The 21,482-nt window shown below is 73.0% G+C and carries 19 protein-coding genes; 8 read left to right on the top strand and 11 right to left on the bottom strand.

From position 1 onward, the window contains the following. Positions 1-2: 2 nt before the first annotated feature. The 7 genes from BX283_RS36640 to BX283_RS36610 are packed head-to-tail and all read left to right on the top strand — an operon-like array spanning position 3 to position 7,656. Positions 3-1,028, top strand: a complete 1,026-nt coding sequence (locus tag BX283_RS36640) for an NAD(P)-dependent oxidoreductase (RefSeq protein ID WP_101391692.1) — start codon at positions 3-5, stop codon at positions 1,026-1,028. Further along, the gene (locus tag BX283_RS36635; RefSeq protein ID WP_101391691.1) at positions 1,016-2,299 is read left to right on the top strand and encodes a DUF4910 domain-containing protein; all 1,284 of its coding nucleotides are present in this window, start codon (positions 1,016-1,018) and stop codon (positions 2,297-2,299) included. The genes BX283_RS36640 and BX283_RS36635 overlap by 13 nt, the downstream gene beginning before the upstream one ends. A 4-nt stretch (positions 2,300-2,303) precedes the next feature. Further along, positions 2,304-3,611 carry a hypothetical protein gene (locus BX283_RS36630; protein WP_101391690.1) on the top strand — a complete coding sequence of 436 codons (1,308 nt, stop codon included), beginning with the start codon at positions 2,304-2,306 and terminating at the stop codon, positions 3,609-3,611. Next, positions 3,608-4,555, top strand: a complete 948-nt coding sequence (locus BX283_RS36625) for a glycosyltransferase family 2 protein (RefSeq protein WP_101391689.1) — start codon at positions 3,608-3,610, stop codon at positions 4,553-4,555. Before BX283_RS36630 ends, BX283_RS36625 begins: the two co-directional genes overlap by 4 nt. Next, the gene (locus BX283_RS36620) at positions 4,552-5,775 is read left to right on the top strand and encodes a polysaccharide pyruvyl transferase family protein (RefSeq protein ID WP_101391688.1); all 1,224 of its coding nucleotides are present in this window, start codon (positions 4,552-4,554) and stop codon (positions 5,773-5,775) included. Before BX283_RS36625 ends, BX283_RS36620 begins: the two co-directional genes overlap by 4 nt. Next, positions 5,772-6,323 carry a dTDP-4-dehydrorhamnose 3,5-epimerase gene (rfbC, locus tag BX283_RS36615; protein ID WP_101391687.1) on the top strand — a complete coding sequence of 184 codons (552 nt, stop codon included), beginning with the start codon at positions 5,772-5,774 and terminating at the stop codon, positions 6,321-6,323. Before BX283_RS36620 ends, rfbC begins: the two co-directional genes overlap by 4 nt. Positions 6,324-6,330: 7 nt before the next feature. Continuing rightward, positions 6,331-7,656 (top strand): glutamate-1-semialdehyde 2,1-aminomutase, encoded by a 1,326-nt coding sequence (locus tag BX283_RS36610; RefSeq protein WP_101391686.1) that lies wholly within the window; start codon positions 6,331-6,333, stop codon positions 7,654-7,656. A 7-nt stretch (positions 7,657-7,663) separates the two neighbouring features. Here BX283_RS36610 and BX283_RS36605 read toward each other — a convergent pair whose 3' ends face one another. The 8 genes from BX283_RS36605 to BX283_RS36570 all read right to left on the bottom strand — a co-directional run bounded on the left by BX283_RS36605 (position 7,664) and on the right by BX283_RS36570 (position 18,587). Continuing rightward, positions 7,664-8,338, bottom strand: a complete 675-nt coding sequence (locus BX283_RS36605; protein ID WP_101391685.1) for a phosphatase PAP2 family protein — start codon at positions 8,336-8,338, stop codon at positions 7,664-7,666. Between the two features lie 211 nt (positions 8,339-8,549). After that, entirely contained in the window at positions 8,550-9,446 is an 897-nt protein-coding gene (locus BX283_RS36600; protein WP_101391684.1) for a glycoside hydrolase family 19 protein, read from the bottom strand. Positions 9,447-9,559: 113 nt separating this feature from the next. Further along, the gene (locus BX283_RS36595) at positions 9,560-10,228 is read right to left on the bottom strand and encodes a response regulator transcription factor (protein WP_101392805.1); all 669 of its coding nucleotides are present in this window, start codon (positions 10,226-10,228) and stop codon (positions 9,560-9,562) included. 149 nt (positions 10,229-10,377) lie between these two features. Next, entirely contained in the window at positions 10,378-11,625 is a 1,248-nt protein-coding gene (locus BX283_RS36590) for a lanthionine synthetase C family protein (RefSeq protein ID WP_101391683.1), read from the bottom strand. After that, complete coding sequence (locus BX283_RS36585) at positions 11,622-14,768, bottom strand: lantibiotic dehydratase (protein WP_101391682.1); 3,147 nt, start codon at positions 14,766-14,768, stop codon at positions 11,622-11,624. Before BX283_RS36585 ends, BX283_RS36590 begins: the two co-directional genes overlap by 4 nt. A 406-nt stretch (positions 14,769-15,174) precedes the next feature. Further along, positions 15,175-16,074, bottom strand: a complete 900-nt coding sequence (locus BX283_RS36580; RefSeq protein ID WP_101391681.1) for a JmjC domain-containing protein — start codon at positions 16,072-16,074, stop codon at positions 15,175-15,177. A gap of 151 nt (positions 16,075-16,225) precedes the next feature. Continuing rightward, positions 16,226-17,182 carry a DUF4349 domain-containing protein gene (locus tag BX283_RS36575; RefSeq protein ID WP_101391680.1) on the bottom strand — a complete coding sequence of 319 codons (957 nt, stop codon included), beginning with the start codon at positions 17,180-17,182 and terminating at the stop codon, positions 16,226-16,228. Positions 17,183-17,396: 214 nt separating this feature from the next. Continuing rightward, entirely contained in the window at positions 17,397-18,587 is a 1,191-nt protein-coding gene (locus tag BX283_RS36570; protein WP_101391679.1) for an FAD-dependent oxidoreductase, read from the bottom strand. Positions 18,588-18,670: 83 nt separating this feature from the next. Here BX283_RS36570 and BX283_RS36565 point away from each other — a divergent pair, with 83 nt between their 5' ends. Beyond that, entirely contained in the window at positions 18,671-19,285 is a 615-nt protein-coding gene (locus tag BX283_RS36565) for a TetR/AcrR family transcriptional regulator (RefSeq protein ID WP_101391678.1), read from the top strand. 49 nt (positions 19,286-19,334) lie between these two features. Here the strand turns inward: BX283_RS36565 and BX283_RS36560 are convergent, their stop codons facing one another. The 3 genes from BX283_RS36560 to BX283_RS36550 form a co-directional block, all read right to left on the bottom strand. Next, positions 19,335-19,544, bottom strand: a complete 210-nt coding sequence (locus BX283_RS36560) for a hypothetical protein (protein WP_143676562.1) — start codon at positions 19,542-19,544, stop codon at positions 19,335-19,337. Positions 19,545-19,661: 117 nt separating this feature from the next. Then, positions 19,662-20,657: an ABC transporter substrate-binding protein gene (locus BX283_RS36555; RefSeq protein ID WP_101391676.1), complete on the bottom strand. Its 996-nt coding sequence runs from the start codon at positions 20,655-20,657 to the stop codon at positions 19,662-19,664. Positions 20,658-20,714: 57 nt separating this feature from the next. Continuing rightward, complete coding sequence (locus tag BX283_RS36550) at positions 20,715-21,482, bottom strand: ABC transporter ATP-binding protein (protein ID WP_101391675.1); 768 nt, start codon at positions 21,480-21,482, stop codon at positions 20,715-20,717.

Here is a 21,482-nt window from a genome sequence, read left to right as displayed (position 1 = left end):
CCTTGCGCGTACTGCTGACCGGACACCAGGGCTACCTGGGCACCGTGATGGCACCGGTCCTCACGGCCGCCGGACACGAAGTCGTCGGCCTTGACTCCGGCCTGTTCGCCGACTGCGTGCTGGGCCCGCCGCCCGCGGACCCGCAGGGGCACCGGGTGGACCTGCGCGACGTCACCGCCGAGCACGTGGCCGGGGTGGACGCCGTGATCCATCTGGCCGCGCTCTCCAACGACCCGCTGGGCTCGCTAGCACCCGAGCTCACGTACGACATCAACCACCATGCCTCCGTACGCCTTGCCCGCCTTGCCCGCGACGCCGGAGTGAAGCGCTTCCTGTATGCGTCGACCTGCTCCGTCTACGGCGCCGCGGGCGGCGACGAGTTGGTGGCCGAGGACGCCCCGCTGCGCCCGGTGACGCCGTACGCGGAGTCCAAGGTGCGGGTGGAGGACGATCTGCACGCGCTGGCCGACGGCGACTTCACCCCGGTGTTCATGCGCAACGCCACCGCCTTCGGCTACTCGCCCCGGCTGCGCGCCGACATCGTGCTGAACAACCTGGTGGGCCACGCGCTGCTGTCCGGCGAGGTCCTGGTGCTCTCCGACGGCACCCCCTGGCGGCCGCTGGTGCACGCCGCCGACATCGCACGGGCCTTCACGGCCGCGCTGACCGCGCCCCGTGAAGCCGTGCACGACCGGGCGTTCAACATCGGCAGCGAGACCAACAACGTCACGGTCGCCGAGATCGCCGAGCAGGTCGCCGAGGCGGTGACCGGCGCCAAGGTGGTGATCACCGGGGAGAACGGCGCCGACCCGCGGTCCTACCGGGTGGACTTCGCCCGCTTCCGCGACGCGATTCCCGGCTTCGCGTGCGAGTGGACGGTCAAGCGCGGCGCGCTCGAACTCGCCGACGCCTACCAGAAGTTCGGGCTCACCCAGGACGATTTCGAGCGGCGCTTCACCCGCCTTGCCGTGCTGCGCGCGGCGTCCGACGCCGGTACCGTCGACGGCACCCTGCGGTGGCGCCGATGACCTCGACCGGCGAGGAGATGCACGCCCTGGTGGAGCGGCTGTACCCGCTGTGCCGGAGCATCACCGGCGACGGTGTGCGCGCCACCCTGGACATCGTCGGCGAGTACGTCCCGCTCCAGGTGCACGAGGTACCGACCGGGACGCAGGTGCTCGACTGGACGGTGCCGCAGGAGTGGAACATCCGGGACGCGTACATCGCCGACCCCACGGGCCACCGGGTCGTCGACTTCGCCGCGTCCAGCCTGCACGTGCTCGGCTACAGCGTCCCGGTATCGCGGACCATGCCGCTCGCCGAGCTGCGCGGACATCTGCACACCCTGCCCGACCACCCCAGTTGGGTGCCGTACCGCACCAGCTACTACAAGCCGGAATGGGGGTTCTGCCTGTCCCAGGAGGCCCTGGACGCGCTGCCGGACGGCGAGTACGAGGTGCGCATCGACTCCACACTCGCCGACGGCCACCTCACCTACGCCGAGCACGTGGTCCCCGGGCAGGTCGCCGACGAGGTGATCGTGTCCTGCCACGTCTGCCACCCGTCGCTGGCCAACGACAACCTGGCGGGCATCGCGGTGGCGACGTTCCTGGCCCGCGCGCTGACGGAGCGGACGCCGTACTACACCTACCGGTTCATCTACGCGCCCGGCACCATCGGGGCGATCACCTGGCTGGCCCGCAACGCGGAGCGGATCGACCGGGTCAAACATGGTCTTGTGCTGGCGTGCGCGGGCGACCCGGGCCAACTGACGTACAAGCAGAGCAGGCGCGGCGACGCGGAGATCGACCGGGTGATGCGGCACGTGCTCGCGGCCTCCGAACGCCCGCACACCGTCGCCGAGTTCACTCCGTACGGCTATGACGAGCGGCAGTACTGCTCCCCCGGGTTCGACCTCGGTGTGGGCTCGCTCAGCCGCACCCCGTACGCCGGCTACCCCGAGTACCACACCTCGGCGGACAACCCGGACTTCGTCTCCCCGGAGGCGATGGCGGACACGCTCGCCGTCTGCCGCGAGGCGTTCGCCGTCCTCGACCGCAACCGGCGGTACGTCAACCTCAGCCCCTACGGCGAACCCCAGCTGGGCCGACGCGGGCTGTACGACGCGCTCGGTGGCCGCAGCGACACCAAGCAGACCCAGATGGCCATGCTCTGGGTGCTCAGCCTCTCCGACGGCGAGCACGCTCTGCTGGACATCGCCGAGCGGTCCGGACTGCCGTTCGGCACCGTCGCCGCCGCGGCCGACGCCCTGCGCGGCGCCGATCTGATCAAGGCATGACGCCGTGACCACCGAAGGGGAGAAGGCGACCGTGGCGGCCGCGGCCGGACCCGCGCCGAAGACCGCCAAGCGGGCCATGGTCGGCCGGCTGTCCTGGGGACTGGCCGACCAGGCGGCCTCCAGCATGAGCAACTTCGCGGTGGGGATCTACGTGGCCCGCTCGCTCGGGCCGGCCGCGTTCGGCGCGTTCAGCCTGGCCTGGGTGACCTACGGCGTGGTGCTCAACGTCTCCCGCGGGCTGGCCACCGACCCGCTCGTGGTGCGCTTCAGCGGCGTGCCGGAGGCGGCCTGGCGCTCGGCGGTGGCCCGGTCCTCGGGTACCGCGCTCGGCGTCGGCACCGGCATCGGCGCGGCGTGCCTGCTCGTCGGCCTGGCCCTCGGCGGCAGCGTGGGGGCCGCGTTCGCCGTCCTCGGCGTCGTACTGCCGGGGCTGCTGCTGCAGGACGCCTGGCGGTTCGCGTTCTTCGCCGCCGGCAACGGGCAGAAGGCGTTCGTCAACGACCTCGTATGGGGCGTCGCGCTCGTTCCGGCCCTGGTGGTGGCGGCCCACGTGGGCAGCGTGGCCGCCTTCGTGCTGGCCTGGGGCGCGTCCGCCGCGGTGGCGGCGGGGTACGGCTGCCTCCAGTCCGGCATCCGGCCCCACCTGGGCGGAGCACGCGGGTGGCTGCGCGAGCAGCGCGACCTCGGGTACCGGTACCTGGTCGAGAACGTCAGCCTCAGCGGCGCGAGCCAGCTGCGGGCGTACGGGCTCGGCGCGATCGTCGGTGTCAGCGCGGTGGGTACGGTACGCGGCGCCGAACTGCTGCTCGGCCCGTTCCTCGCCGTCCTGATGGGGCTGTCGCTGGTCACCGTCACCGAGGCCGCACGCGTGCTGCGGCGGGCCCCGCACCGCCTCGGCACGTTCTGCCTCCTGCTGGGCGGCGGCCAGGCCGTCGGCGCGCTGCTCTGGGGCGGGGCGCTGCTGCTGGTGCCGGACCGGCTCGGCGAACTGGTCCTCGGCGGCGTCTGGCACTCCGCCTCGCAGCTCATCGTCCCGGTCACCCTCTCCGTCGCGGGCGCGGGCCTCGGCACCGGCGCGGCGGCCGGGCTGCGGGCGTTGGGAGCGGCCCGGCGCAGCCTGCGCTGCCAGCTGTTCGCCTCCGCCTGCTACGTCAGCGGCGGGCTCGGCGGAGCGGCCGCGGGCGGCACGGTCGGCTCGGCCTGGGGCGTCGCCGCCGCGACCGTCGGCAGCTCGACCGTGTGGTGGCTGGAGCTCCGCTCCGCCCTGCGCGCGCACCACCAAGACCCGATCCGCGAAGTGAGGACCTCATGACCGCCCAACCCCGGCTGAGCATCGGCCTGCCCGTGTACAACGGCGAGGAGTACCTGGCCGAGTCGCTCGACGCCCTGCTCGGACAGACATACGAGGACTTCGAGCTGGTCATCTCCGACAACGCCTCCACCGACGGGACCCAGGACATCTGCCGCACATACGCGGCCCAGGACTCGCGCATCCGGTACATCCGGCTGCCCAGGAACATCGGCGCCGCGCCGAACCACAACTACGTGTTCACCGAGTGCCGGGGCGAGCTGTTCAAGTGGGCCTCGCACGACGACCTGTACGCCCGGGACCTGCTGCGGCGCTGCGTCGAGGCGCTGGACGAGCGGCCGGAGGTGATCCTCGCACACGCCGACCAGGCGGTCATCGACGGCGAAGGCCGGGTGACCGTCCCGTACGAGTACACGCTCGCCACCGACTCGCCGCACGCGCCGGAGCGCTTCCGCAGCATGCTGTTCGAGCCCGGCGGCGACGACTTCTACGGGGTGATGCGGGCCGATGTGCTGCGCCGGGTGAAACCGCACGACAGCTACCACCACGCGGACCGCACGTTCGTCACCGAGATCGGTCTGCACGGGCCCTTCCACCAGGTGCCGGAGCTGCTGTACTTCCGCCGCGACCACCCCACCCGCGCCGAGCGGGCGAACCCCTCCAAGCGCTCCCGGTGCGTCAACCTGGACCCGCGCCGGGCGGGCCCGCTGCACCCGACGCCCCGGCTGCTCGCCGAGTACGTCTGGGGCTTCGTCTCGGCGATCGGGCGGGCGCCCCTGTCCTCGGCCGACCGGCGCGCCTGCCACCGCCACCTGGCCGCGTGGATGGCCAGCCGCGCCCGGCCTGGCGCGGGCGAGCGGGTCGAGGACCGCGCCCCGGTCGATCCGGCCAAGCTCACGGTCTCCGTCGACGCCCTCGTCGCCGGACGCGAGGGGAGGCAGACATGAGGTCCGGGGACGAGACCCCGGTGCGCGTCGGGGTGTTCGGCCTGCTCGGCTCCGGCAACCTCGGCAACGACGGGTCGTTGGAGGCCGTGCTCGGCTACCTCCGCACCGAGCACCCCGAGGCGGTCGTGGACGCGCTGTGCGGCGGACCCGAGGTCGTCGCGACCCGGTACCGCATCCCCGCGACGCGGCTGCACTGGTACCGGGGCGAGTACCGGACCGCGTCGCGTGCGGGCGCGATCGCGGGGAAGGGGCTGGGCAAACTCGTCGACGTCTTCCGCACCGCCGCCTGGGTGCGCCGGCACGACGTGGTGATCGTGCCGGGCATGGGCGTCCTGGAGGCAACACTGCCGCTGCGGCCGTGGGGCTTCCCGTACTCGCTGTTCCTGCTCTGCGCCTCCGGCCGGCTGTTCGGCACCCGGGTCGCGCTGGTCAGTGTGGGCGCCGCGCCGATCGGCGATCGGTGGACCCGGGCCCTGGTGCGCCGGTCGGCGCGGCTGGCCGGCTACCGGTCGTACCGGGACGCCCCGTCCCGCGACGCGATGCGGGCGATGGGCGTGGACACCGCGCGCGACAAGGTCTACCCGGACCTCGCCTTCGCCCTGCCGACGCCGCCCGCGAGCCCGACCCCGGGCCTGGTCTGCGTCGGCGTGATGGCCTTCCACGGCGGCAACGACGACCGCGACCGGGCCGAGGAGATCCACCGGAGCTACCTCGACGGGACAACGCGCTTCGTCCGCGCGCTGGTCGAGGAGGGCAGGCCGGTCCGGCTGCTCACCGGCGACGCGTGCGACGCGCCGGTGGTGGCCTCGATCCTCGACGCGGTGGACTCGCCGCTGGTGACCGCTGCCGAGGCGGCCTCGCTGGCCGACCTGATGAAGGAGACGGCGGCCGCCGACACGGTGGTGGCGACCCGCTACCACAACCTGATCTGCGCGCTGAAGGCCGGCACACCGACGCTCGCCGTCAGCTACGCGGCGAAGAGCGACGCGCTCATGGACCGGATGGGGCTCGGCGCGTACTGCCACCCGGCCCGCGAGGTCGACGCCGGCCGTCTCCTCGATCAGTTCCGGGCGCTGGACAAGCGATCGGCGGAGCTGCGGCGGACCCTCGCCGAGCGGAACCAGGAAGCCGCCCGGCAACTCCGGGACCAGTTCACCGACTTGACCACGGCCCTGTTCCCTGCGGCCGACCACGCCCATGCCCTGCGGGAGGCTCCATGAAAGCGACCGAAGTCCCGGAGATCTCCGGCGCGTACCTGTTCGAGCCGACGCCGTACGCCGACGAGCGCGGCTTCTTCTGCCGCACCTTCGACGCCGACGTGGTCCGCTCGGTGGGCCTCGACCCGGACGCCTTCATTCAGGACAGCGTGTCCCGCTCGGTCCGGGGCGTGCTGCGCGGCCTGCACCTGCGCTCCGGCGCGGGCGAGGCCAAGCTGGTGCGCTGCTCGTACGGGAGGATCTTCGACGTCGTGGTGGACCTGCGGCCCGACTCGCCGACCTACCTCAACCGGGCCTCCTTCGAGCTGTCCGGCGAGACGCAGAAGACCCTGTACATCCCGGCCGGGTGCGCGCACGGCTTCCAGGCGCTGACCGACATCGCCGACACCTCGTACCGGATCGACCGCCCGCACGATCCGGCCGAGGACGTGACGATCGCCTTCGACGACCCGGAGCTCGCCGTTCCCTGGCCGCTGCCGGTCACGTCGATGTCCCAGCGGGACCGGGAGGCACCGAGCCTCGCCGAGGTCCTGAAGCAGAGAGAGAGCTGACGTCACCGTGGACACCGAAGAGTTCCTCCTGCCCCGGTCGCGGCTCGCGAACGAGCGGCTGCACGCGATGATCCCCGGTGGCGCGCACACCTACGCCAAGGGCGACGACCAGTACCCCGAGGACCTGGCTCCGGTCATCAGCCACGGCCGCGGTGCCCATGTGTGGGACGTCGACGGCAACCGCTATATCGAGTACGGCTCCGGCCTGCGGTCGGTCAGCCTCGGCCACGCCCACCCGCGCGTGATCGAGGCGGTACGGCGCGAACTCGACCGCGGCAGCAACTTCGTCCGGCCCTCCATCGTGGAGGCCGACGCCGCGGAACGCTTCCTGGCCACCGTGCCGACCGCGGAGATGGTGAAGTTCGCGAAGAACGGCTCCGACGCCACGACCGCCGCGGTGCGCCTCGCCCGCGCCGCCACCGGGCGCCCGCGGGTGGCCATCTGCGGCGACCACCCGTTCTTCTCCGTCGACGACTGGTTCATCGGTACGACGCCGATGTCCGCGGGCATCCCGCCGACGACCACCGACTTGACCGTGGGGTTCCCTTACGGGGACCTGGCCGCCACGGAGGAGCTGCTCGCCCGGTACCAGGACGAGGTCGCCTGTCTGATACTCGAACCCGCCACCCACTCCGAGCCTCCGCCCGGCTACCTCGCGGGCCTGCGCGAGCTGGCCGACCGGCACGGCTGCGTACTGATCTTCGATGAGATGATCACGGGCTTCCGCTGGTCCGAGGCGGGCGCCCAGGGCCTGTACGGCGTCGTCCCCGACCTCTCCACCTTCGGCAAGGCGCTGGGCAACGGATTCGCCGTGTCCGCGCTGGCCGGGCGACGCGATCTGATGGAGCTGGGCGGGCTGCGGCACTCCGGCGAGCGGGTGTTCCTGCTGTCCACCACGCACGGTGCGGAAACGCACTCGCTGGCCGCCGCGATGGCCGTGCAGGCCACCTACGTCGAGGAGGGCATCACTTCGCGGCTGCATGCCCTCGGCGAGCGGTTGGCCGCCGGTGTCCGCGAGGCCGCGGCCAGCATGGGCGTCGGCGACCACATCGTCGTCCGGGGCCGGGCCAGCAACCTGGTCTTCGCCACCCTCGACGAGAAGGGGCAGCCGTCGCAGCCGTACCGCACCCTGTTCCTGCGTCGGTTGCTCGCGGGCGGGGTGCTGGCCCCGTCGTTCGTGGTGAGCAGCGCGCTCACCGACGCCGACATCGACCGCACCGTCCATGTGGTGGCCCAGGCATGCGCGGTGTACCGGAAGGCGCTGGATGCCGCCGACCCCACTCCCTGGCTGGGCGGGCGGCCGGTGAAGCCCGTGTTCCGACGGTTGGCGTGACGTGACGTCAGCGACGCTGCGGCCGACCGGCGTCGCCCCGCCGGTCGGCGACGCGGTCGACGAGCCATGCCATCGCCGGTACCACCGCCAGCGCGGTGCACCAGCCGCCCAGGGCGTCGGTCGGGTAATGCGCGCTCAGGGCGACCTCCGCCCAGCCCATCGCGGCGCCCGCGACCAGCGCCGCGGCGAGCACGAGTGAGGTGCCGGCCGTCCTGCCCAGGCCGAGCCAACTGGTCGCGAGCAGCGCCACCACAAGGGCGAGCGCGGTGAAGAAGGCAGTGTGCCCGCTCGGGTAGGACAGGTTGTCCGCGCCGTGGATCGTGCGTCCCACCAGGTGCTTGAGGAGTGTCGCCGTCCCGACGCTCATGACGACCGCGGCGACGACGAGCACCGCCGCGCGAGAGCGCCGAAGCAGCAGACAGACCGCCACGGTGGCCACGACCAGCATCACCGACCCGGCGGGCTCTCCCAGGAAGTCCAGGGCCAGAGCGACGCGCCGCCACGGCGGCCCCACACTGTCCGCCGTCGGCTCGACGACCCACCTGTCCACCCTGCCGGACTCACTGTGCCCGGCGTACAGGACCCCGAGCACGACGACCACCAGCGCGGCGAGCACCGCGGTCAGCCCGAGCCACGCGCGCAGCGCTGGAGGCAGTACCGCGGGCGCCGACCGGCCGGTCACACGTGAATCGTGTCCGGCCGGTCGGGGGTGGCTTTCCGTGATCGGTAAGTGGTGTTCCGGATCCTGGCTCGGTGAGGCGGGGTGAGGGTGCGCCCCTTCGTCCGACCGGTGGGCAGCCATGCGTCAGCGCCTTCCTGTGTCCCGCTCTGCCGGCCACCCTAACCAACAACGCGGTCGCGCGAACAGGTCACTGGCCCCTTGTCGAGCGCTGTCAGCAGGACAGGTTGGAGCCGGCCGGGACACCCAGGACCGAGGTGAAGCTCTGGTAGGCGTTGATCCGGCTCTGCACCTGGGCCGGGTTCCTGCCGTCGCACTCCAGGGAGCCGTTGATGCTGCGGATCGTCTGGCCGAAGCCCGCGCCGTTGACCATGGCGTTGTGCGCGGTCATGGTGCCGGGGCCGTTCTGGGTGTTCCAGTACCAGAGGCCGGTCTTCCAGGCCACTGCGGCGTCGGCCTGCACCAGGTCGGGGTTGTGCAGGAGATCGATTCCGAGCGCGTCACCGGCCGCCTTGTAGTTGAAGTTCCAGCTGAGCTGGATCGGGCCGCGCCCGTAGTACGCGGCCTGTCCGGCCGGGCATCCGTAAGGCTGCGTGGTGTCGCAGTAGTGCGGGTAGTTGGCGGTGTTCTGCTCGACGATGTAGACCAGTCCCCCGGTCTCGTGGCTGACGTTGGCGAGGAAGGCGGCGGCCTCCTGCTTCTTGACCGTGTCGCTGCCGGTGTTGGCGAAGCCGGGGTAGGCGCTGAGGGCGGCGGTCAGGCCGGCGTAGGTGTAGAAGGGGTTCCGGTTCGGGAACATCTGGTTGAACTGGGCTTCGGAGACCACGAATCCAGCGGGGTTGGTCGGCGGGGTGGTGGAGCCGCCGCAGTCGCCCTGGTCGGCCCAGACACCCGAGCCGCCGGTGCCGGGCGCCTCTCCCTGGGTCCACCACTTGGCGGACCAGTTGTGGCCGCCGTAGGAAGCCGTCATGCCTCCGGTGTAGACGGCGGAGGCCGCGTAGGGGGCGGCGCAACTCGCCGCGTGCGCGGGTGAGGCGAGCGGGACGAGGGCGGCGAGGCCGATGACGGAGGCCGCCGAGGCCAGCGTCGCGGTGATCCGGCGCAGGGGCATGTGCCACTCCTTGTGGGGGGATGAGTGGGGCACCAGGCACTCAAGCGGAATGGTCCAGACCTGTCAATAGGTCTGGACCACAAGGGGGTTGATGACCTTTCCCATCCGCTCGCCTAGATGTAGCCCTCGCGCAGCGCGTACGCGACGGCATGCGCACGGTTGCTGAGCTGGAGCCGGGTCGTCAGCGCGTGCAGGATGTTCTTGACGGTCCGCTCCGAGTACGCGAGCTTCTCGGATATCTGCCGGGTGTCCAGACCGTCGGCGACCAGGCGCAGCACGTCCACCTCGCGCGCCGCCATGCCGAGCGGGGGTGCCGCACCCCTGGAGCCCGTCGTGGGGCCCGACGCCGAGCGGTGCAGCCGTCCCATCTGTGTCAGCAGCCTGCTGACCAGGTCGGGCGGCAACTCTCCCTCGTCACGCGCCGCACTGTGCACGGCCCCCAGGAGCCGCTGCCCGGTGACCTGGTGGCGCCAGAGTATGGCGCGCACCCCGCACTCCACCACCGTCAGCAGATCCGACTCGCGCAGCTCGCGGGTCACCAGCACCACCCGCTGTTCCCCGCCGCGCACGATGCGCCGCAGATCCGCCGGGACCGGCCCGTCGAGCCGGTCGGCGAGCATCACGGTGACGCCCCGGTCGTCGGGCCGAGTGGTCACATCGGCCCGCCCGCGGGTGTCGTCCACCACCTCGATCGACGGCTGGTGTCGCAGATGACTGATCACCCCGGCCCGGCTCAGCGGGTCGGATGCGCGGACGGTCACTCTGACACGCTTCGTGATCACGTGAGCCACCTCGCCCTTTCCTGTACGTGTACTAGCCCCGTATGTGCTGGCGTACAGGCTGACCCGACCGACTCAATAGCGGGTAAACGACTCATGAGGCACCCCGCAGCAGCGGGGATCCCCTCGTCGACTAGGCGAAGGACATCACATCAGGACGTCAGCAGCGCCGCGTCCCAGGACAGTTGAGCGGCGTCCGGCCGCTGGGCGTAGGTGTGCAGGGCGAGGGCCGCGCCCGCCGCGCCCTCCAGGAAGCCGGGCCCTTCCAGGGCGTCGAGTCCCGCGCGGACCTCGGCCGCGAGCGCGGGCAGGCGGGCGGTTAGCTCCTCGTCCGCCGCCTCGTACGCGACGAGCGCGGCGATGTGGAGCAGCCCGCCGGTGCCGTGGCACAGCCCGGCCCCCTCCAGCGCGCGCGTGGCGGCCGGCCGGGCGAGTGCCGCGTGCAGGGAGCGGGCGGCCGTCCCCCGCCACGCGGGTTCGCCCAACGCACGACCGGCGAGGAAGAGCGCTCTGGCCACGCCGGGGCTGCCGTAGCACCAGGCGGCCCGGGTAGGCGGGGACGGCGGAAGGACGCCCGCGAGCTCGTCCTCCGGACGCACCACCATCGCCCAGTACGGTCCGTACGCGTCCTCGCTCCGCCGCTGCACCAGCCATCCGGCGAGCCGTGTGATGGCCTCCTCCTGGCCGGGCACCCGGACGCCCTGCTCAAGGGCGAGGGCGAGGACGGCCAGCGGGCCCGGAATGCCGTGCGCCAGACCCAGGTTGAGGTGGCCGCGCGGGTAGTCGGAGGGCGGGGTGTCGCGGCCCGGTCCGCCCGCCGACCACCAGCCCGGCAGGGTGCCCTGCCCTGTGGCGGCCGGTTCGGTGAGGTCGGTCAGGGCTTGGAGGCAGTGGCGCAGCGCGGGGCCGCGCGGGTCGAGGGCGAGCAGCAGCCGGGCGAGCCCCGCCACCCCGGACACCACGTCGTACTGGTGCGACGCCACGCCCGTACCGGCGGATCGTGCCGTGCGCAGGTGCCGTGCCCGCTGCACGGCGGCGTCGGCGATGCGGGGTGTGAGGGTGGTGAGGAGCGAGCGGTAGGCGTCGGGGCCGGTCGCCGCGAGGCGGGCGGCGAAGGCGACGGCCGCCATCCCCGTGTAGAGACCGGCGGCGTGCAGCCCGCCGTCGGCCCGTGTCGCGGCGGCGAGGTGGCCGTGGGCGACGGTCCGGGCGTCTCCGCCCCGGTCGGCGGCCAGCGTGGTGAAGAGCAGTGAGACGCCCGGGTGCCCGGCGGCGAGCGAGTCGGCCCGGGCGCCGCAGGCGGCGACCGCCTCGGGGGTCCGCAGCCGCGCGGCCACCTCGTCGACTGCCTCCCGGGCCGCGTCGGCCGACAGGCCGGGGGACGAAAGCGCGGGCGTCATCGCTGCTCCTGGGCGCGTCGGCGGGCACGATGCGCCTCGAAGGCGCCCCGGGCGAGGGCGAGGGCCCGGCGCTCGGCTTCGGGATCGATGCCGATCAGCCGGTTGTGGCTCATGTGGATGAGGCTGCCCGCCACCGGTTCGGGCGACATCCGGCTCGGGTCACGCTCCCTCAGCTCGGCCAACAGCGCGCCGTGGTCGGCGAGTCGAGCGGCGCGCCGCTGCCAGGCGAGGGCCAGCTCGGACGAGGAGGAGACGGGAGCGGGCCCGTCGGGGCCGATCGCCCGCAGCACGGCGGCACGGTCGTCACGGAAGGCCCGGTGGTCGCGTTCGGACTTGGGGTAGGCGGCGGGCAGCCAGACGTGGGCGGGCGGACCGCCCGCGCCTGCCAGGAAGTGCCGGGCGATGTCGGCGGTGTTGACCGCCGAGAACAGGTCGCGGTCGGGGCCCGGCCGGCCGCGGGCCGCTCCGGCGGAGAGGGCAACCAGGCTGTCGGCGTGGAAGACACGTTCGGCGGCGGCCATCGCCTCGGGGCCGCCGTAGCGTTCGTACTCCGGGTCGTACGTCTCCAGGCGCAGCCCCGAGGCGAGGTGCGCGGCGCGAAGCCCGGCGGCCCAGTCGCGTACGACGGTGAGCAGGTGGGCCGCCCACGCGGGCGACTCTCCGTGGAAGCGGATCCTCAAGTGCGGCTCGGGGTCGCGGTAGCGGACGAAGAACCAGCGGTCGATGCCGTCCGGGAGCGCGTCGGCGAGCTGGGGCAGCCACTCCTCGATGACGGTGTCCTGCCGGGCTTGCGGGGTGTCCACGCGGGCGTACAGCCACTCACCCCCGGGCAGCGAGACCGTCCCGGGTGTACGGCGGGCGGCCATGGGCGGCCTCTGAGGCCGGGGCGCGGGCTGCTCCTTCGCATGGAGCGCGACGACGAGCTCGGCCGTGTGGGCTCCCTCGGGGCTCCGCAGCCAGCCGGAACCGGCCGCCGCCGGGTCCTCCTGGAGCAGCGTGGTCCCGGCGGTGCGCGCATGGGCGTACAGCAGCCGCTGGTGCCAGGGGAGGTCGAGGTCGAGCGTGATCCGCTGGTCGCCGGTTACCAGGCGCACGGAGGCCGGTACGCCCCAGCGCCGCCGCCACCGGGGCAGGGCGGCGCACCACTCCTCGTAGGTGGCGGTGGGCAGGGTGAGCCGCCAGGTGGCCGGGGCCAGGATCGTGCGCCCGTACCGTACGCGGGGAAGCGCGGGGTTGGTGGCGGCCGCGCCCCAGTCCCAGGGCTGCCAGGGTCGGTGGCCGCTCAGCCGGCTCACCTCGTGCAGGAAGCGGGCCACGTTGGGGGCGCCGGTGCGCTGGTTGAGCACATGGTGGGCGATCACCCGCACCGGGCGGCCCAGGATGCGGGAGCGGATGCTCAGCCGCTCCGCGTCGGCGTGGACCACCAGGTCGTCCAGCGGCAGCACCTCGGGCCCCGCCGCGTCCGGGAACGCGCTGACGACGACGCGGTGGCCGAGCCAGCGCGGGCTGCGGGCGATGTTGGCGTGGCGCGGCCGGACGGGGGTGAACTCCAGGTGCACCGGCGTCGGCTCGCCGTCCCCGCCGGTCGGGGCTTGGGCGCCGCTGACGCGCGCCATGAGCTCCGGCCCGCCCAGCTGTGCGGCGAAGCGGCCGAAGGTGGCCCCGGCCAGGTCGCTGCCGGCGACCGGGGAGAGCGCGATCCTGAACTCTCCGCAGTCCAGTCGCCCGGTGGACGCCCCGACCAGCTCCGCGTACAGCTCGAAGGTGTCCGGCAGGCGGTTGGCTGCGGTGCCGTCCGGGTCGGGGCTTGAGAGGCGGGCGAAGAGCGTCTCGTCGAGGACCACCTCGGGGAGCGGTGCGCCCGGGGAGAGGTCGGCGAGTGCCCCGGCGGCGAGTTCGGCCAGGAGCCGTCGGCGCTCCACGTTCTCGGGGTCACCGTCGTGCGGTTCCGCGTCAGCGTGGGGCCGGGGAACGGCCGGGTGCTCGTAGCCGTCCGGCGGCCCCAACCCGTCGGCGGGATCGAGGAGTTCGGTCACGGGCACGGCGCGCTCCCTGCCGTACCGCTCGACGAAGGCCCGGTGGTAGGCGCGCAGATGGGCGGGGGCGGTGCGGGGCGGGGAGAGCCGCCACAGGGCGGTGGCCGCGCGCTCGAACTCCTCGCGCAGCGCCTCCGGCAGCACCACGGCCGCGTCCAGTACGAGGTCGACGTGCAGCACATGGTCGCTGGGGCACAGCGCCGTCATGTGCTCCCGGGCGATTTGCAGGGCCTTCAGACGGGCGCCGTCGCCGCCCGCTTCGAGGTCCTCGCACCGCAGCAGTTCGGAGCGTATGCCCTCCAGTTCGCCGCGCAGCGGCAGGCCTTCGGGCAGCCGGTCCCGCACATGGCCGAGGGGGTCCGTGCTGTCCGGGGCGGGAAACAGGTCGGTGTGCAGAAAGCCGCGGGCGACCAGGGTGCGTACCAGGTTCACCACGGCGTCCGAGGGTGCTTCCGGGAAGGCCTCGCACACCCCTGCCACCACCTTCGCAAACCCGACCGGCGAGGCGGCGTGGCGCAACACCTCGGCGACGACCGGGGTGTGACGGACACTCACCTCATCCAACGTCTCGTCACCGTCCCCGGGCACATAGGGCAGTACGAGCCGGGAGCCGCGTACCACACACTGCTGGTCGGCGACGAGAAGGAGGCCGGGCAGGACCGCCGGGTCCTGGTGAAGGCGCTTCACCACCTTGGCCAGCCAGCCGAGGTCCGGGCGCACGACGGCGCGGTGGCGGCCGCCCCAGCGGACCGAGGCGGCCTCGCCGAAGCGGGCGAGGCCGACCCCGGCGAGCAGTCCGAACGGGGTGGGCCGGGTGGTCATACGCAACCGGTAGCGGCCCACAGCGGTCGCGGCCCGGCGCAGCGCGTCACCCGCCAAGGGCCGGTCGGCGGCCAGGACGCGGGCCAGCGAGGGGCTGGACAGCTCGACCGCCTCGCGCAGCAGGGGGTCGAGCGCGGCCTCGGCGACATACCGCGCGAGATCGGCCTCGGTGGGGCCCGCCGGGCTGTCGGGGTGCTCGGGCAGGGGCCGGGCGGGAGCCCTCAGAAGCACCGGATCGACGGCGGTGAACTGGCTGCCCCGCTGAGTGCCGTGCTGTCCGCCCATGCTTCTCCCCGTCGTCGTACGACTGCCATACCTCGCCCCTGTGTAACGGAGATTCCGCTGGTAGCAGCCATTCCGGGCCGGGAGTTGCCCGAAGAGGCAACCCCGGTTGCCCTTTCGCGCGCTGTCGCCGGTGAGGTGTTGACGGGACCGATCCGCCCCTGCCTACCGTCCGTTTCGTTCCGTCGCGAACCACGCGACCATGACGAGAGGAATTCTCATGAACAACGAGACGACCCAGGACCTGTTCGACCTCGACGTGCGCGAGGTGATGGCCGCGGACGAGGCCGAGCAGAGCACCGGCGCCAGCGACTCCTGCCGCCCGTTCTGCATCTGAGCCTGACGGATCGCGCACTCCAAGCGGCTGCGGTGGCCCCGGCCCACCGCAGCCGCGGTGTTTTTCCGGCGGTTACGCGGTGGGCCAGTCGGCCCGCGCCGCGGCACCGGGAACATCCGGCAGGGGACCGCGGGCCCGGGCCAACAGCTCCTCGGGTGTCACCTCGTCGAGCGCCTTGCGCGCCGCCTCAAGTACATCCCGCACGGAGTCCAAAAGCTGATCCTCCGTCAGTGGACGTGCGGCCCGGCCGCCGGGATCCTCGGTCAGCAGCTCGGCCAGCGTCCGGCGGATCCGCGCCGTGCCCGCCTCGCGTATGGTCAGCGCGAGGTGGACCGAGAGCCCTTCGTCGCCGGTGGCGGTGTGCGGGGCGCCGCGCGGGACGTACAGCACATCACCCGCGCCGATCACGGTCCGCAGCACCGGTTCACCCGGCTCCGGGACCGGACCCGGGCGCCAGTGGCCGTCGGCCGGGGCGCCGTACACCGTCCACTCCTTGCGGCCCGCGACCTGCACCACCAGCACGTCGGCGTCGTCCCGGTGCACATCGAGCCCACGCCGACCCGCCATGGTCGCGAAGCAGAAGGCCTCCACCCGCCGCCCCACATCGTGCGCCAGCCGGGCGGTCAGCTCCCCCACCGAGGCGTGCCACTGGTCGAGTTGGGGCAGCAGCAAGGTCGCCCCCTCGCCGAGGAGCCCCATGACGCGCTCCGGGTCGGCGAACCCCTCCGCCGCCTGTCCGGCGACCACGCGCTCGGCGCAGAACTCATGTGCCTCGACGACCGCGCCCTCGCGCACCATCTCCACGTACGGCGTCCGCATCAGCCCACCGCGCAGCGCGTCCCCCAAGTCGTCGAGCCCCGGCACCTCTTGAGGCAGCACACCGGGGTGGAACACCTCCGGCCTGCCGTGCCGACACCGCTCGAAAAACCTCTCGGGCTCCCCCACCAACCGGTCCAGCACTCCCCAACCCATGACCGCTCCCCGTTCGTCGCATCCGGTACGCGGTACCGGGTGTACCGCGGTGTGTCGAACCTACGGGATGAGGTTGCTCGTGCTGCCATGGTTGTCCGCGGAGTGGGGACGCCGTGTCACGTCGGCTCGGGACCGGCCACCGCCCCCGGACTCAGCCGGTCCCGCTCCTCTTCTCGGAGGAGGCGTCGGCAGCCAGTGCGGGCGCGGAGCGCCGGGGCATCCGGGGCCGCACCCCCCAGCGCCACACCGCGTACCCCACCGCGAGGACACCTGCGAACGGCGCCACCGCGCCCAGGGCCATCACCAGCCACCGCAGGGCGGTGACGAAGACGTGCCAGCCGCCCGTGACGGCGTCCAGGACGCCCGGTCCGCCGCCGTCGGATTCCTTCACGGGCCCCGACGCCGTAAGGCCCAGGGTGATCGTGGCGAGGCTGGTGCGGTCCTTCAGGGATGCCTGCTGCGCCAGCAGCGCGTCCAAGTCGGCCTGACGGCGGCTCAGTTCCCCCTCCAGCGTGACGACCTCACTCAACTGACCTGCCCGGTCCATCAGTTCGCGTACGCGCGCGACGCTGGAGCGCTGGGTGGTGATCCGGCTCTCCACGTCCACCACCTGATCGGTGACGTCCTGGGCCTTGGCCTTGCGGCCGAGCAACTCGCCGGTGCCCGACAGGCGCGCGAGGACGCTGTCGTATGTGGCCTCCGGGACGCGCAGCACGACATGCGAGACCACATGTCCCCGCTCGTCCCGCTCGGTGGTCTCGTCGCCGACGTACCCGCCCGCCTCCACGGCGGCCGCGCGGCCCGCAGCGAGCGCCTTGCCCACATCGGGCACGTCGAGCGTGAGCTCGGCGGTGCGGATGACGCGCGAAGCCGGGGGGATCGCCTGCTTCGCGGACGGCTTGCGCGCCCCGTCGTCGCCCGGGCGCGAAGCCGTATCCTTCGCGGCCCCGCCCTGCGGCGCGGCCGCGGCATTCTTGTCCGCCTTGCCCGCCGACTTCGCATCGTCGGACCCGCCCGCGCCGCACCCGGCAAGGGCCAGCGAGGCGCTGAGGAGAACGGCCCCCAGAGCCGCGAGAGGTCGGTTCCCGGTCCCACGTCGTACGCGCATGTCGGCTTCCTCGGGGGTAGGTGATCGCCGGGACGCGGCACCGCGTGGGGGACGGGACGGCCCGGCCGACCGTGAGCTGGTGACGAGGATGCTGACAGCACAGGGCTGAAGAGAGCCTGAAGCCTCCTGAAGACCCTTCAGGAACCCAAGAAAAGAGGGGCCTCCGCCTTCGGGCGGAGGCCCCTTCACACGGTTACGGCCGAGCGGCCCACATCTATCGCCGGACGACGCTCGCAGGCACGCCGTTCATGCCGCCGAAGAGGTCGTCCATCGCCCGTCGGGTGGTACGGGCCGGGGTGGCGCGGACGGCGAAGTCGCGGGCCGCCACCGCGAAGGGGTGGGTGAGGGCGGCGATCCGGCCCGCGCGGCGGGACCGGATCCGCAGGGCGTCGGTGCGGGCGCACCGGGCCGCGCTGTAGGCGGCCAGGGCGGCGGGTGTGTCGGTCACGTCGGCGCCGTCGAGGAGGTGGGCGAGGACGACGGCGTCCTCGATGGCCTGGCAGCCGCCCTGGCCGAGGTTGGGGGTCATGGCGTGGGCGGCGTCGCCGAGCCAGGCGAGGCGGCCCTGGTGGTAACGGGGAAGCGGGGCGGCCAGGTCGTGGAGGTCGTGCTGGAGCAGGGCCGCCGGATCGACGCGTTCCAGCAGCGCCGGGATCGGGTCGTGCCAGGTGCCGTACCGGCGCAGGAGTTCGGCGCGGGGGTCGGCGGGGCGGTATCCCTCGGGGGCGACGGCGGTCGCGTAGAGGTAGACCCGGCCGTCGGCGAGCGGGACGACGCCGAAGCGCTCACCGCGGCCCCAGGTCTCGGCGGCCGCCGCCGGGGCCGGCCCGTCGGCGGGCAGCACGGTGCGCCAGGCGGTCTCGCCGCTGTAGTGGAGGCCGGGGTGGGCCGGGTGGTGGCGTCGGCGCAGCGGACTGTGGATCCCGTCGGCGGCGACCACGAGGTCGGCGGTGAAGTCGCCCGACGGGGTACGGACCACCGGCCGGTCGGCCATGGCGTCGACGCCGTCCACGGCGGTGACAGCGGCGCCGTAGCGGATCGTGCCCTCGGGGAGATCGGCGGCCAGGGCCTCGGTCAGGGCCGCGCGGTGCACGGCGAGCGGAGGAGTCCCGTAACGGGCCGTCAGGGCGGCGGTGTCGGCGCGCTGCAGCCACCCGCCGTCGGGACGGCGCAGGCCGAGCGCGGCGGGTGCGGCGCTGCCCGCGGCCCTGGTGACATCGAAGTCGATGGTGTCGAAGGCGCGCAGGGCGTTGGGGGCGAGGACGATTCCGGCGCCCACGGCGGTCGGCTCGGGCGCCCGCTCGCAGACGGTGACCTGCCAGCCGCGGCGGTGCAGGGCCACGGCCGCCGTGAGCCCGCCGATCCCCGCGCCGACCACGACCGCACGACGCTGATTCCCTGACATCCCGCACCACGTCCTTCCCGCCCCGAGTAGCCCTCTACATCTGTAGTGGACATGGCCTCACTCTACAGCTGTAGAGTGAGGCCATGTCCACCCCTCGCACTCCTTCATCCACACCGGACCGCCGCACGGTGATCGCGGACACGGCGATCGGCCTCGTGGCCGCCGCCGGGCTGCGCGGCCTGACCCACCGCGCCGTCGACAGCGCGGCGGGGCTGCCGACGGGCAGCACCTCGTACTACTTCCGTACGAGGGCGGCGCTGATCGGCGCCTGCTACCAGCGGCTGGCGGAACTTGACCTGGGTGACATCGAGAGTGGCGGCGCCCTCGCCGCGGCGCCTCCGGACCGGGAGGCGGTCGCGGCGGTCCTGGCAGGGCTGCTGTACCGCTGGCTGACGGTGGGCCGCGAGCGCCAACTCGCCCGCTTCGAACTCAGCCTGGAGGCGGCCCGCAACCCCGAGCTGGCGCCGGAGCTCCACCGGGCAGGACAGGGCGCGCGTGCCCGGGCCGCCGAACTCCTGGCCTCGCTCGGCACGGACCGGCCCCAGGAGGCCGCCGAACTCCTCGCGGCATGGACGGACGGACTGCTCTACGACAGGCTGGCCGGAGCCCTCGCCAGCTCCCGCCCGGCCCCGGACCTGGCCGAACTGACCGTGACCGCCCGCCGGATGATCGACGCGGCCCTCGCCGAGGCACCCTGACGCGTTCGCGCACGGTTGGCGGTGGTACGGCGACGCGTGGTGCGGCGGCCTACCGACCGACGGGGTCGGCTGGGCGGCCCCGCTCCAGGCGCGCGGCCCACAGCCCCAAACCCACCGTGGTCAGGACGCCCCACACCCCCCAGCCGAGCGACTGGCTCAACCGGTCGTCCGCCACGGCCCCGACGAAGGCGGCCGCTCCGGCGGCCGGCGCCGCGTTCGCCGCGCTCCCCCCTGGCCCTTCGGCCATCTCCCACGCCATGGACGCATGGTGACACCGGTCCCGGAGGCGGACCAGGGCACCCCCGCCATCAACGCGGACGAGTCGGAGTGCGCCCGGTCGGCTGGTGATCACGGCAATCGCGATCGTGGGTGCCTCTCACCGTTTTCCCGCCACCGTCCGCAGATACGCGCCGAAGCGGGCGATCGCCGACGGGTTGCGGGGGCTCTCGACCAGGTCGACGTAGTCGAGCGTGAAGATGCGCCGGTTCTTGACCGCGGAGACGTCCCGCAGCGGAGGGTGGGACAGGAGGAACTTCTTCTTCTCCTCCGCGCTCACCTCCCCGTAGTCGCAGACGACGATCACGTCGGGGTTGCGCTCGACGACGCTCTCCCAGCCGACCGTGGTCCACGAGTCCGCCACGTCGTGCATGACGTTGACGCCGCCGGACTCGGTGATGATCTGTTCCGGGGCGGCGTAGCGGCCGGAGGTGAAGGGCTGGTCGCGGCCACTGTCGTAGAGGAAGACGGTCGGCCGGTCGGCGCCCTTGGGAGCCTTCGCGCGTACGTCCGCGATGCGCTTCTTGAAGTCGGTGATCAGCGCGGCGGCCCGCTTCTCGACGCCGAACAGCCTGCCCAGGTTGGTCAGGTCGGCATAGAGGGCGTCCAGGGGCGGCATGATGCCGCGCGACGTCTTCGTACGGCTGTTGCGGCAGGACTCCGTGAGGATGTACGAGGGGATGCCGAGCTTGGCCAAGGCATCGGGGGTGAAGCCGCCTTCCTCGCGGAAACCGTAGTTCCAGCCCGCGAAGACGAGGTCGGCGCGGGCGTCGAGGACGTTCTCCTTGGTGAGCTGGTCCTTCGAGAGCCAACGGACCTTGTCGTAGCCGTCCTTCCACGGCACGTCGCCCAGGTCTCCCTTGTCGTCGGGCATGGCGAACCCGGCCATACGGTCCTCCAGCCCCAGGGCCAGCATGATTTCGGTGATGCCGACATCGTTGGTGACCACCCGCTCGGGGACCTTCTCGTACGTCACCTCGCGGCCGCAGTTGGTGAGGGTGACCGCCGCGGACTTCGCGTCCTCGGGCCGCTCGACCTTCGCACCGCAACCGGTGGTCACGACGAGGCAGAGGGCGACGGCGAGCAACTTGCGCATGGGCGTCCTTAGGTGGTTTTACGTGGTGGTCGTGCGCGGGTCTTACGCGCGGTGGTCTCACGCGGTGGGCGGGAGCAGGTCGAACAGGAGCTGGACGGCGCCCGTGCCGGGATGCCGTACGGGATGCGCGCGCACACCGAACGTCCGGGCGAGCAACTCCGGTTGGAGGACGTCGTGCGGAGGGCCGGAGGCGACGATCCGGCCGCCGTCGATGACATACAGGAGGTCGCAGTGGGCCGCGGCGAGGTTGAGGTCGTGCAGCGCGGCCAACACCGTCACCCCGCTGTCGCGGACGAGGGAGAGGACGTCCAACTGGTGGGCGATGTCCAGGTGGTTGGTCGGCTCGTCGAGCACGAGCACCTGCGGCTGCTGGGCGAGGGCGCGAGCGATGAGGACGCGCTGCTTCTCTCCGCCGGACAGGCTGAGCAGACCTCGGTCGGCCAGGTGGGCGACACCGGTGCGTTCCATGGCCCGCGCGCAGATCTCGCGGTCAGAGGCCGCCGTACGCCCCCGGTGCGGCAGCCGTCCCATGGCGACCGCCTCGGCCACGGTGAAGTCGAAGTCGGCGGACGACTCCTGCGGGAGCGCGGCCAGCGCCCGGGCGGCGGCCCGGGGATCCATGGCGTGCAGATCGTCGCCGTCCAGCCGGACCACTCCCCCGGTGGGCCGCAGCGCCCGGTACACACTGCGCAGCAACGTCGACTTTCCACTGCCGTTCGGGCCGACGAGTCCCACGAACGCCCCGCTGTCCACGGTGAGTCGGACGTCGTCGACCAGCCGGGTACGAGCGGCCTCGACCGTCACACCGTCGATGTCGATCCGCAC

This window comes from Streptomyces sp. TLI_146, from assembly GCF_002846415.1.
Taxonomy (GTDB): Bacteria; Actinomycetota; Actinomycetes; order Streptomycetales; family Streptomycetaceae; genus Streptomyces.
This window is presented reverse-complemented; position numbering and strand designations above follow the sequence as displayed.